This window comes from Phenylobacterium zucineum HLK1 (assembly GCF_000017265.1).
Taxonomy (GTDB): Bacteria; Pseudomonadota; Alphaproteobacteria; order Caulobacterales; family Caulobacteraceae; genus Phenylobacterium; species Phenylobacterium zucineum.
In genome coordinates this window covers 1,468,010-1,480,175 of sequence record NC_011144.1, presented here as the reverse complement: position 1 = coordinate 1,480,175, position 12,166 = coordinate 1,468,010, and the positions used below count along the sequence as shown (strand labels likewise).

Sequence of the window (12,166 nt, the reverse complement as noted above, 5' to 3'; positions counted from 1 at the left end):
CGGAGAGCGATCGCAGAGAGCGATCTCCGGGGCCTTGTCGCGTCAGCTGATCTTCGCCGAGATCTGCTCGGCCAGCGCCTTCAGCTCATCCATGTCGGCCATGCCGCCCGAGGCGTGGCGGCCCACCGGCACGCCTTCCCAGCGCGGGATGATGTGGACGTGCAGGTGGTAGATCGTCTGGCCCGCCGGCGCGCCGTTGAACTGGGTGATCACCAGGCCGTCGGGGTTCAGCGCGGCCCGCACCGCCTTGGCCACCCGCTGGACGCCCAGGATCAGGTGGGAGAGGCGTTCGGGCTCCTCCTCCAGCAGATTGCGCGCCGTCGTGTGCTTGGGGATCACCAGCGTGTGCCCCCTGGACTGCGGGAAGACATCCATGAACGAGAAGACGTGCTCGTCCTCGAACACCCGGGCGCAGGCCATCTCGCCGCGCAGGATCTTCGCGAAGATGTTGTCGGGGTCGTAGGCGCCGTCCAGCATGGGTCACTCCTGATCAACCCAGCGCTCGTAGCAAATCAGCCGCCCTGCCGGAACGGCGAGAACTCCTCGGCGAGCCATTCGATCTCCTCCTCCACGCCCGCCCGCTCCTGCTCGAGGAAGCGCTCGACGGGTCCGCGGAGCGCGGGATCGGCGATGTAGTGGGCCGAGTAGACCGGCGTGGGCAGGTAGCCGCGGGCGATCTTGTGCTGGCCCTGGGCCCCGGCCTCGACCCTCTCGAGGCCCTGCGCGATGGCCCACTCGATGGCCTGGTAGTAGCAGAGCTCGAAGTGCAGGAAGGGGATCTCCTCCACGCAGCCCCAGTGGCGGCCGTAGAGGCAGTCGTCGCCGATCAGGTTCAGGGCGCCCGCGACCCAGCGCCCCTCGCGCCGGGCCATGACCAGCAGCACCCGGTCGGCCATCCGCTCGCCCAGCAGCGAGAAGAACGGGCGCGTCAGGTACGGCCGGCCCCACTTGCGCGAGCCGGTGTCCATGTAGAAGCCGAAGAAGGCGTCCCAGTGCTCTTCCGTGAGGTCGCCGCCGGTGAGGCGGACGATCTCCACCGGCGCCTGCGCCTCGCGTCGCTCGCGGCGGATCGTCTTGCGCCGGCCGGACGACAGCGCGCCCAGGAAGTCCTCGAAGTCGCGGTAGCCGCGGTTCCGCCAGTGGTACTGCTGGCCCTCGCGCAGCCCCAGGCCCTGGTCGCCCATCCAGCGCCACTCCGCCTCGGTCGGGAAGTTCACGTGCAGCGACGAGGCGCCGTACCGCTCGCAGACCGTCAGCGCCCCGCCCAGCAGGAGCGCCCTCGCCTCGCCCGCCGGGACGTCGGGGCGGACCAGCAGCCGCGGCCCCGTCGCCGGGGTGAAGGGCGCAGCCGACAGCAGCTTGGGATAGTAGCTCCCGCCGGCGCGCTCGTAGGCGTCGGCCCAGGCGTGATCGAAGACGTACTCTCCCTGGCTGTGGGACTTCAGGTACAGCGGCATGACCGCCGCCACCCTCCCCGCCTCGTCCTCCACCGACAGGTGGTGCGGTCCCCAGCCCTGGCGCTCGACGGCGCATCCGGCCGCCTCGAGCGCGTCCAGGAAGTCGTAGTGGATGAAGGGATTGCCGAGGTGCGCGGGGTTCCTGGCGCAGGCGTCCCAAGCCTCGCGGCCGATGTCGGCGATGCGGCGGGAGACGTTCACCGCCGGCTTCAGGCTCACGCCCTGAACCCCTCGAAGATCAGGTTGTCGCAGCCGTCCTTCACCGCCTCCCACTGCTCGGGCTCGCGGACGGTCCAGGCGATCACCGGCATTCCCTCGGCCCGCAGGCGGGCGGCGTTCTCGCTGGGCAGCATGTCGAGACCCAGAGCGAGGAAATGCGGCCGGGCGATGGCCACGTGTTCCAGCCCGGCGAAGGCCCGCCGCAGCTCGGGCGGCATCTCCTTGCGGTCCTTGTAGGAATAGCTGTCCAGGCCCCGCAGGACGCCGGGATAGCGCTCGGCGAACCAGGCGTGGGAATAGGGATTGAAGCCGATCACGCAGAGCGGACCGTTGTGGTCGGCGATCACCTCGTGCACCCGCCGCTCCAGCGGGCCCACCTCGCCCGGCGGGGTCTTCAGCTCGACGTGGACCATGGCGCGGTGGCCGACGATGGCCAGGGTCTCGAGCAGCGTGGGGATCTTCTCGTCCGAGCCCTTCAGGCGCAGGTCGGCGAGGTCGGCGGCCGACAGGTCCCGGACCCGGCCGGGCCGGCCGGTCATCCGCTCCAGCGTCTCGTCGTGGAAGACCACCGCCTCGCCGTCGGCGCTGAGCTGGACGTCCAGCTCGATGCCGTAGCCGGCGGCGCAGGCCGCCTGGAACGCAGAGAGCGAGTTCTCGGGCGGCCCGTCGGGGCTCCAGAGCCCCCGGTGCGCGATCGGCGGGTGGAAGAGAAGGTCCCAGGCCTCGCCGAAGCGCGATCTCACGACAGCTGCACCACCGCGTCGACCTCGACGGCGAAGTTGAGCGGCAGGCGGTAGACGCCCACGGCCGAGCGGGCGTGCCGGCCAGCATCGCCGAGCACCTCGACCATCAGGTCCGAGCACCCGTTCACCACCTGGGGGATGTCGAAGAAGTCCGGGCCGGCCTGCACGAAGCCGCCCAGCTTCACCACCCGGCGCACTCTGCCGAGGTCGCCGTCGCAGGCCGCCTTCATCTGGGCCAGCAGGTTGATCCCGCACAGCCGCGCGGCGCGCTTGGCGGTCTCGGCGTCCACGTCCTCGCCGACGACGCCCTTGATCCCGCCCGAGGCGTCGACCGAGACCTGCCCCGAGATATGGACGAGGTCGCCGACGCGGACGAACGGAACGTAGTTGGCCACCGGGGCGGTGGGCTGCGGAAGGGTGATGCCCAGCTCGGCCAGGCGCTGTTCGATGTTCGACATGGCCGAACCTCTAGCGCCCGCCCGCCCATGAGAAAAGGGCATGAGAAAAGGGCCGGTCCCTTGCGGGCCGGCCCTCGTCTCGATCGAACTCGCGGATGGTCCTAGCGGACGGCCTGCAGCTTCTCGACGGCGGCGGTCATCCGCTCGTTGAGCGGCTTCATCGATTCCTTCATCGAGGCCGACACCGTCTCGGTCATCTTGCCCATCTCGGCCATGTAGGTCTCGAGGGCGGTCTTGGCGAAGGCGGACTGCAGCTCCATCACTTCCTGGACGCTCTTGGCGCCGGCGAGCGAGCGGGCCGCGTTCACCTGGTTGTCGAAGGCGCTCTTGGAGAAGGCCATCGCCTGCGCGCCCAGGGCTTCGGCGCCCTTGGTGGCGGCGGTCACCGAGGCGACCACGGCTTCCAGGTTCTGCTTGGAGTGGGCGTTCATCTCGTTCAGCGCGGCCAGGGTCTTCTCGACGCCGTCCTTGAAGGCGACGTTGCTGGCGGTGGTGAACTGTTCGACGGTGGTCTTAGCGGCTTCGGCGGCGGCCATGGGGCGAACTCCTGACGAATGGGGAGGAAGCGGACTTGCGAGGCGCAATGCCCCAACGGAAACGTAGGCTCTTGTCCCATGTTGCAGTGCAGCAGTCAAGGAAATTGTGCAGCGCACAATGACCGTCTGCACACGTCCTGCGCAGGCGCGGCAATTCGTCCTTTCAACATCTGTTTACTCTGCATCAAGGCTACGGCTGTCATGGTAGGCAGCTCACGGCGGCGCCGTAGCCGCCCCAACGCTTTGATTCGACGGACGAAGCATGTTCCAGCACGCCCGCCGCCTTGTGCTTTCCCTGGGTCTTGCCGCCGCCGCGGCGTTCGGCGCGATGGCGCCCCCTGCGCAGGCGCAGATCCCCTATCAGATGCTCGCGCAGACCTCGTCGAAGTACGCGGCCATCGTCGTGGACGCGAAGACGGGCGAGGTTCTGTACGAGAACCGGGCCGACAGCCCCCGGTACCCGGCGTCGATCACCAAGGTCATGACGCTGTACCTGACCTTCGAGGCGCTGGCCTCGGGCAAGATCGACCTGGACGACCGGGTCGTCTTCTCGCCGCGCGCGGCGGCCCAGCCGCCGACGAAGCTGGGCGTGCGGGCCGGCGACTCCATCTCGGTGGACGAGGCCATGAAGGCCCTTGCCACCAAGTCGGCCAACGACGCGGCCGTCGCCCTCGCCGAGAAGCTGGCGGGCACCGAGCAGCGCTTCGCTGCGCTGATGACCCTGCGGGCGCGCGAGCTCGGCATGACCGACACCAACTTCGCCAACGCCTCGGGCCTGCCCGACAGCCGCCAGGTCTCGACGGCGCGTGACATCGCGATCCTGTCGCGGGCGGTGATGCGGGACTACCCGCAGTACTACAAGCTGTTCAGCCTCCAGTATTTCAACTTCCGCGGCCAGACGATGCGCAACCACAATGGCCTGCTGCACCGGATGGACGGCGTCGACGGGCTGAAGACCGGCTTCATCAACGCCTCGGGCTTCAACCTGGCCGCGTCGGCCGTGCGCGACGGCCGCCGCCTCATCGCGGTGGTCCTGGGCGGCCCCACCAGCCGCGCCCGGGACAACAACGCCGAGAGCCTGCTGCTGACCGGCTTCGAGGTCCTGGACCGCCGCGCTCGCGGCGAGGACATCCAGGTGGCCCAGAGCTTCTTCGAGTCCCCGATGACGGGCGGCCGCGTTCAGCCGCAGACCGCCCAGGGCGACGAGGACAGCATGAAGATCGTGCTCGCCTCGACCGCTCCGCCGATCCGCGCCTCGAAGGTCGAGATCGTCGAGAAGGGCAAGTGGACGGTCCAGGTCGGGTCGTTCTCGAGCCGGTCCGACGCCAAGGAGCAGCTCTCCATCGTCGAGAAGCGCTTCGGCAAGCACTTCGGCAAGGCCAAGGGCGTCGCCGAGAAGTCCGGCGGCAAGTACCGCTCGCGCTTCTCCGGCTTCTCGGAGAAGGCCGCCAAGGACGCCTGCCGGGCGCTGAAAGCCAAGAAGCAGCCCTGCATGGTCCTGCCGCCCAGGGCGTGAGCGGGACCTGAATGGAGAGAGGAAAAGGCCCCAGGCTCGCCCGGGGCCTTTTTCTGTGGGGTCAGCGGCCCAGCAGCCGGTCCCGGGCGACGTTGAGCTGGGCCGCCAGGCCCGCCGTGCCGCCCTTGTCGGGGTGGGCCAGGCGCATCAGCCGGGTGTAGGCCGCCTGGATCTCGGCCGGAGAAGCGCCCTCCTCCACCCCCAGGATCCGGCGAGCCTCGGCGGCGGACATGCGGGCCGACGGCGCGGGCGCCGCGCCCGTGCGGCGCGTCGAGACCGCGAAGCCCAGCCCCACGACCACCAGCACGATCGCCAGGCCCCAGCCGCCGCGGACGCCCGCGTAGGCGGCGCCGGCGAAGCAGACCACCGCCGCCGCGGCCGACAGGAACCGCCACTCGCGGCGCTTCAGGACGGGCTTGCCGCGCGATGCGAAGAGGAACAGGCCCAGGAGCAGGAACCCCAGGGCGAGATAGCCGAGCATCCGGCTATTCCGCCGCCATCCTCTCGCTCTCGTCCAGACCCGTGAAGCCGAGCGCGCTCATCAGCGCCCGCAGTTCCTGCCGCGCGGCCACGTGCTGCAGCGACATGGCCACGGGGCGGATCGCCGGCGACAGGTCTGCCACCGTCAGGCCGAACGGGAAGAGCTCGCGGTAGATCACCCGGTCGCGCAGGCCGGGGCCGACGCGGAAGCCGACCTTGCGGGAAAGCGCCGTGACCCGCTCGTCCAGGCGCTTGCGGTTGCGGGCTTCGGTCGGGGCCAGACGGTTGCGCAGCACCACCCAGTCGATCTGCTTGCCGGTGCGGGTCGCCCGCTCCTTGCGGCTGTTCCACACGGTCTCGGAATAGAGGCTGTGGCGCTTCAGCTCGAGCGTCACCGGGTCGACCTGACCCAGCATGTCGAAGTCGACGAAGCTGTCGTTCATCGGGGTGACGATGAGGTCGGCGAGGCCGTGAGCGGCCCGGCTGATCGCCGTGTCGCTGCCGGGCGTGTCGATCAGCACAAAGTCAGCCTCCCCCGCCACCTCGGCGAAGGCGGCCTCGAAGCGCGCGAGCTGCTCGGCGTCGGGCGCCTTGGCCAGCGCGTCCCCCGCCGAGCTGATGGCGTGCTCGACCGGCATGGGCGCCTCGGCCCCGTTCGCCGCCAGCCAGGCGCGACGGTTCGCGAAGAACCGGCCCAGGGTCTGCTGGCGCAGATCCAGGTCGAGCACCGCGACCTTCGCTCCGCCGTGCAGCAGCGCGGTCGCGATGTGGATGGCGATGGTGGACTTGCCCGCACCGCCCTTTTCGTTGCCGACCACGATAACGCTGGCCTGGCCCATGCCCCTCAGCTCCCACAGCCCAAGAGTCGTTAACCGACTCACCTATGCTACGTGAGCCCGCGCCGCCGAGCGCCGTCAACGCGCGGATCATCGCGGGCTGTGGATGGACTTGGGCCCCGCCCCTCGCCATAAGCCCGGCCATGCCGCTGCCGATCGTCCGCACCGTCGCCGAGCTCCGCGCCCGGGTCGCCGCCTGGAAGGCCGGCGGAGAGCGGGTAGGCTTCGTCCCCACCATGGGCGCGCTGCACGAGGGCCACCTGTCGCTGGTGCGCCTGGCCCGGACCAGGGCGCAGCGGGTGGTGGCGAGCGTATTCGTCAATCCGACCCAGTTCGCCCCGAACGAGGACTTCGACGCCTACCCCCGGGACGAGGCGCGCGACGCCGCCCTCCTGGCGAGCGCCGGCTGCGACCTGCTGTTCGCCCCGACCCTGGCCGAGATGTACCCCGAGGGCTTCGCGACCACCGTCACCGTGGCCGGCGTCTCAGAGCCGCTGGACGGTCAGGCGCGGCCGGGCCACTTCACGGGCGTCGCCACCGTGGTGACCAAGCTGCTCAACCAGGTCCAGGCCGACGTCGCGGTCTTCGGCGAGAAGGACTACCAGCAGCTCCAGGTGATCCGGCGCCTGGTCCGCGACCTCGACATGCCCGTGGAGATCGTGGGCGGCCCGACCGCGCGGGCCGACGACGGCCTCGCCCTCTCCTCGCGCAACGCCTACCTCGCCGCCGAGGAGCGGCCGGTGGCGGCGCGGCTGAACCAGGTGATGCGCGAGGCGATCGCCGCCCTGAACGCCGGCGAGGCCGTAGCGGCGGTCGAGGCGCGCGCGGCCGAGGCGCTCGCGGCGGCCGGCTTCGGGCGGATCGACTATGTGGAGGTGCGCGACGCCGGCGACCTCTCGCGCCTCGGACCCGGCCCGGTGGACCGTCCCGCCCGCCTCCTGGCGGCCGCCGTCCTCGGACGGACCCGGCTGATCGACAACATGGCCGTCTAGAGGCCTCCCGCGGCCCCTCGCCGCACGACAATCGGCGCCGGAGGGCTGCGGCCCGCCGCACCTCTAGGCTCCCGCGCGCCGGCGAAGGGCTCGCCGGGAGTCGGGATCGAAGTTCATGGCCTTCTTCAAGTACGACGGCTCGGTGGCCGTCGAGACCGCCGCGCCGGTGGTGCAGTTCTACGGCACGCCCGGCGCCGACGTCCTGAGCGGGACGTCCGCGGCCGAGGGGTTCTGGGGCGGTCCCGCCGACGTGATGAGCGGCGGCGCCGGCGACGATTCCTATTGGCTGAAGTCGCGGCTGGACCGTGTGGTCGAGGGCCCGGCCGGCGGCGTGGACAAGATCACCGCCTGGCACAGCGTGACGCTCGCCGACCATCCCTATGTGGAGAACCTCTCCGTTTCCGGGGACCGGCTCTACGCGGCCGGCAATGCGCTGGACAACATCGTCGAGGGCGGCCCGGGCGGCCAGCAGGTCTACGGCGGCTTCGGCCAGGACGTCCTGATCGGCGGCGCCGGCGCCGACGTCTTCATCGTCCATCGCGGCGAAGGCAATGACGTCATCCAGGACTTCAACGCCGCCGAGGACAAGGTGCGGCTGAAGGCCGGGCTCTCCAGCTTCGCGCAGGTCCAGGCCAGGCTCTCCCAGGCGGGGACGGACGTGAAGCTCGACCTCGGGGGCGGCGACGGCCTGATCTTCCGCAACCTGTCCGCGGGCCAGCTGACCGCGGCCAATTTCCAGCTGGAGCTCGACCCGGCGGCGCTGGGCGCCCGCACCTTCGGCGACGAGTTCTCGGGCGCCCTCTCCCTCTGGGATCCGGAGAGCAATCCGGGCGGGGTCTGGCGCCCCGACTACGGCTACCAGGGGCCTCAGGGGGTCGGCAGCTACACCCTCGTCAGCAACGACGAGAAGCAGATCTACACCTCGCCGTATTTTCGCGACCACAACGGCGACTTCGCCGAGACGCCCTTCTCGCAGGCCGGCGGCGTGCTCACGATCACCGCCCGGGCGAGCGCGAACCCGGAGATCTTCGGATACGGCTACACCTCGGGCCTGATCTCGACCAAGCCCAGCTTCGCCCAGACCTACGGCTACTTCGAGATGCGGGCGGACCTGCCGGACGCCGCGGGCGCCTGGCCGGCCTTCTGGCTGCTGCCGGCCGACGGCTCCTGGCCGCCGGAGCTGGACGTCATGGAGGCGCTCACCCACGATCCGCGCGGGACCTGGACGACGCAGCACTCCTCCATCGGCGGCCACGCCTCTAGCGGACAGCTGAACTACACGCCCGACACCGCCGACGGCTTCCACACCTACGGGGCGCTGTGGGGGCCGGGCGAAATCGTCTGGTACGTGGACAACGTCGAGGTGTTCCGCTCGGCGACCCCGGCCGACATGCACAAGCCGATGTTCATGATCGCCAACCTGGCCCTCGGCGGCTGGGGCGGGGCCATCGACGGCGCGGCGCTGCCGGCCGAGTTCAGGATCGACTACATCCGCGCCTATGCGCTGGGCGATGCGCCGGCCGCCCCGCCCTCGTCCGGCGGAGGATACGGCGGCCTGAACCTTGTCGCCCCGGCCGAGGGCTCCTTCCTGCAGGGCGGCGGGGCGGCCGACACCCTGCAGGGCGGCGGGGGATCGGACACCCTGCGCGGCGGCGACGGCGCCGACCTGATCTACGGCGGCGACAGCTTCGACGACACACACGGCAACTGGGGCGAGGACACCATCTACGGCGGCGGCGGCGGCGATTGGGTGGTGGGCGGCCAGGGGAACGACCGCCTCTTCGGCGAGGACGGGGGCGATGCGGTCCTGGGCAACCTCGGGAACGACACCCTCGACGGCGGCGCCGGGAATGACGTCGTGCGCGGCGGCCAGGGTCACGACCTGATCCAGGGCGGGGACGGCGACGACTTCATCGCCGGCGACCGGGGCGATGACACGCTCTCGGGCGGCGCCGGGGCCGACGTGTTCCACAGCTTCCAGGGGGCGGGCCTGGACCGGATCCTCGACTTCAATGCGGCCGAGGGCGATCGCGTGCAGGTCCTGGCCGGAACGCCCTGGAGCGTCAGCCAGGTGGGCGCCGACACCGTCGTCACCCTGGGCGCGGGCGACGCCATCGTACTGGTCGGGGTGTCCGCCTACGCCCTGCCGGAGGGCTGGATCTTCGCCGCCTGAGGCCGATTCGAGACCACCTGCCGCAGGCGTCGCACGGGTCGCATGCGGCAGGCGGCCACAGCGCCACTGCGGCAAGGCGCCACAGTAGAGCTACGATCCGGGCCAAGAACAAGCTTCACCATTACTCGAACCGTCGACGCAATAAGGCAGCGCTTGTTTCCGAAAAAGTGGCGCGTCGATAGCAACTTAGTCAGCAAGCTTGACCATTTCATACGCCGCAACTCTATCAGTCTACGCGTGCAGGTTGCTGCGAAACGCGAATTGCAACCGAGTCAACCTGTGACAAACCGCAAGACGACATAAACCGTCTTCCCTTCCACTTTCCCGGTGCTGCGACGCGGACGGGCTTCGCAGACGACGGCGGCGTCGGGGCCGCCACAACACTTCGGACGGGAAGACCTACTGATGTCGCTTTTCAAGTACGACGGCTCGGCCGCCGCGCAGACGCTCGCGCCCGCCGCCGACTTCTTCGGCTCGAACGCCGCGGAAACCATCACCGGCACGGCTGGCCGGGATTCGCTGTGGCTGGGCCAGGGCGACAAGGGCGCCGGGGGCGCCGGCGACGACACCTACTACCTGCAGGGACATAACACGACGATCGTCGAGGCCGCCGGCGGCGGCGTGGACAGGATCGTCGCCTGGTCGAGCGTCAAGCTGGCCGACCACCCGCACATCGAGAACCTGACCGTCGGCAACGACGGCATCTACGGCGCGGGCAACGCACTGGACAACATCATCGAGGGCCAGGGCGGCTCGCAGCAGATCTACGGCGGCTTCGGCCAGGACATCCTGATCGGCGGCGCCGGCGCCGACGTCTTCGTCGTGGTGAAGGGCGAAGGCAACGACGTCATCCAGGACTTCAACGTCGGCGAGGACAAGCTGCGCCTCAAGGCCGGCCTCTCCAGCTTCGAGCAGGTCAAGGCCCGCATGAGCCAGGACGGCGCGGACGTGAAGCTGGACCTGGGCGGCGGCGACGGCCTCGTGTTCCGGGGCGTCACGGTCGGACAGTTCACCGCCGCCAACTTCCAGCTCGAGCTGGACGCCTCCACCCTCGGCGCCAAGACCTTCGGCGACGAGTTCTCCGGCCCGCTGTCGCTCTGGGACGCCCAGAGCAACCCGACGGGCCTGTGGCGGCCGGACTTCGGCTACCAGGGGGAACAGGGCACGGGCTCGTACACCCTGATCAGCAACGACGAGAAGCAGATCTACACCTCGCCGTACTTCCGCGGCCACGATGGCGATTTCGCCGAGAGCCCGTTCGTGAACAACGCCGACGGCACCCTGTCGATCTGGGCCAAGCCCAGCACCAACGGCGAGATCTTCGGCTACGGCTACACCTCGGGGATGATCACCACGAAGGAGACCTTCAGCCAGACCTACGGCTACTTCGAGATGCGGGCCGACATCCCCAGCGCGGCGGGCGCCTGGCCGGCCTTCTGGCTGATCCCGGCCGACGGCTCCTGGCCGCCCGAGCTGGACGTGATGGAGACCCTGACGTCCGATCCCAACGGCCTGTGGACGACCCAGCACTCGAGCCTGGGCGGCCACTCCGCCGACGGCCAGCTCTCGTACGTTCCCGACACCGCCGACGGCTTCCACACCTACGGGGCCATGTGGACCCCCACCGAGATCGTCTGGTACCTCGACAACGTCGAAGTGTTCCGCTCGGCGACCCCGGCCGACATGAACAAGCCCATGTTCATGATCGCCAACCTGGCCCTCGGCGGCTGGGGCGGGGCCATCGACGGCGCGGCGCTGCCGGCCGAGTTCAAGATCGACTACATCCGCGCCTATGCGCTGGGCGACGGCACGGGCAGCCAACCCCCCGTCGAGCCGCCGGCTTCCACGCCTCCGACGTCCACGCCGCCGACCGGCGAGATTCCGGTCCCGCCCGCCTCCGGCGACGGGGTCACCCTGACCTCGCAGGCGTTCGGCGACGTGATGACCGGCGGCGCCGGCGCCGACACGCTCACGGCCGGCAACGGCGGCGAGCTGATGACCGGCGGTGCGGGCGGCGACGTCTTCGTCTTCAAGACCTTCCCCTGGTCGCCGACCGAGATCCAGGACTTCCAGGTCGGCGTGGACAAGCTGGACCTGTCGGCCCTGATGGACGGCTACAGCGGCGCCGATCCCGTCGCCGACGGCCGGCTGTGGCTGTTCGACGACGGTGCAGGCGGGACCAAGGTCTGCGTCGATCCCGACGGCTTCGGCGGCGAGTGGCCCCTCTACGTCGCGCACCTCATGGGCGTGCCGGCCGAAGGGCTGACGGCGGACGCTCTGCTGGGCTCGGGCGAAGCGCCTGCGGCCGAGGCTCCCGCGCCGGCCGCGCCGGGCGTGGAGCTGGTCTCCGACCGGTGGGGCGCCGAGCTGACCGGCGGCGACGGGGCCGACACCCTGAACGCCGGCTACGGCCCCGACGTCATGACCGGCGGCGCCGGAGCAGACCGCTTCGTGTTCGACAACCTGCCCTGGAACGCCTCCAAGGTGACCGACTTCGAGGCCGGCGTGGACAAGCTGGACGTGAGCGGCCTGCTCGACGCGGCCGGCTACACAGGCTCGAACCCCGTCGCCGACGGCTACGTGAAGCTGATCGACAACGGCCAGGGCGACACCTGGGTCTACTTCGACACCGACGGCGCCGCCGCGGGCGACCAGTGGGGGACCTTCGTGACCACGCTGGAGAAGGTCTCGGCCGCCGAGGTGAAGGCCACGGACTGGATCATCTAGGACGAGATCACGCCGGCGTCCCTCCCGTC

11 protein-coding genes are annotated in these 12,166 nt (G+C 70.3%); 4 read left to right on the top strand and 7 right to left on the bottom strand.

Features of this window, described 5'->3' with window-relative positions; all coding sequences use genetic code 11:
- Positions 1 to 42: 42 nt before the first annotated feature.
- The 5 genes from PHZ_RS07175 to PHZ_RS07155 form a co-directional block, all read right to left on the bottom strand.
- On the bottom strand, positions 43 to 477 hold the full coding sequence (locus tag PHZ_RS07175) for an HIT family protein (protein WP_012521859.1): 435 nt from the start codon (positions 475 to 477) through the stop codon (positions 43 to 45).
- A gap of 35 nt (positions 478 to 512) precedes the next feature.
- Positions 513 to 1,676, bottom strand: coding sequence for a GNAT family N-acetyltransferase (locus PHZ_RS23550; protein ID WP_012521858.1), 1,164 nt, complete (start codon positions 1,674 to 1,676; stop codon positions 513 to 515).
- Positions 1,673 to 2,419, bottom strand: coding sequence for a glycerophosphodiester phosphodiesterase (locus PHZ_RS23545; RefSeq protein WP_012521857.1), 747 nt, complete (start codon positions 2,417 to 2,419; stop codon positions 1,673 to 1,675). The genes PHZ_RS23550 and PHZ_RS23545 overlap by 4 nt, the downstream gene beginning before the upstream one ends.
- On the bottom strand, positions 2,416 to 2,877 hold the full coding sequence (locus PHZ_RS07160) for a RidA family protein (protein WP_012521856.1): 462 nt from the start codon (positions 2,875 to 2,877) through the stop codon (positions 2,416 to 2,418). The genes PHZ_RS23545 and PHZ_RS07160 overlap by 4 nt, the downstream gene beginning before the upstream one ends.
- Before the next feature lie 101 nt (positions 2,878 to 2,978).
- Positions 2,979 to 3,413, bottom strand: coding sequence for a phasin family protein (locus tag PHZ_RS07155; protein ID WP_041373312.1), 435 nt, complete (start codon positions 3,411 to 3,413; stop codon positions 2,979 to 2,981).
- A gap of 262 nt (positions 3,414 to 3,675) precedes the next feature.
- Here PHZ_RS07155 and PHZ_RS07150 point away from each other — a divergent pair, with 262 nt between their 5' ends.
- Positions 3,676 to 4,929, top strand: coding sequence for a D-alanyl-D-alanine carboxypeptidase (locus PHZ_RS07150; RefSeq protein WP_012521854.1), 1,254 nt, complete (start codon positions 3,676 to 3,678; stop codon positions 4,927 to 4,929).
- A gap of 61 nt (positions 4,930 to 4,990) precedes the next feature.
- On the opposite strand, the gene PHZ_RS07145 is transcribed toward PHZ_RS07150, so the two are convergent.
- The gene (locus PHZ_RS07145; protein WP_012521853.1) at positions 4,991 to 5,410 is read right to left on the bottom strand and encodes a J domain-containing protein; all 420 of its coding nucleotides are present in this window, start codon (positions 5,408 to 5,410) and stop codon (positions 4,991 to 4,993) included.
- A 4-nt stretch (positions 5,411 to 5,414) separates the two neighbouring features.
- Positions 5,415 to 6,248 (bottom strand): division plane positioning ATPase MipZ, encoded by an 834-nt coding sequence (locus tag PHZ_RS07140; RefSeq protein ID WP_012521852.1) that lies wholly within the window; start codon positions 6,246 to 6,248, stop codon positions 5,415 to 5,417.
- A gap of 140 nt (positions 6,249 to 6,388) precedes the next feature.
- On the opposite strand from PHZ_RS07140, the gene panC reads away from it, so the two are divergent.
- The 3 genes from panC (at position 6,389) to PHZ_RS21575 (ending at position 12,137) form a co-directional block, all read left to right on the top strand.
- A complete protein-coding gene (gene panC, locus PHZ_RS07135) occupies positions 6,389 to 7,237 on the top strand; it encodes a pantoate--beta-alanine ligase (RefSeq protein ID WP_012521851.1) in 849 nt (282 codons plus the stop codon).
- A 115-nt stretch (positions 7,238 to 7,352) separates the two neighbouring features.
- On the top strand, positions 7,353 to 9,410 hold the full coding sequence (locus tag PHZ_RS07130; protein ID WP_012521850.1) for a family 16 glycosylhydrolase: 2,058 nt from the start codon (positions 7,353 to 7,355) through the stop codon (positions 9,408 to 9,410).
- A gap of 405 nt (positions 9,411 to 9,815) precedes the next feature.
- On the top strand, positions 9,816 to 12,137 hold the full coding sequence (locus PHZ_RS21575) for a family 16 glycosylhydrolase (protein ID WP_012521849.1): 2,322 nt from the start codon (positions 9,816 to 9,818) through the stop codon (positions 12,135 to 12,137).
- Positions 12,138 to 12,166: the final 29 nt, after the last annotated feature.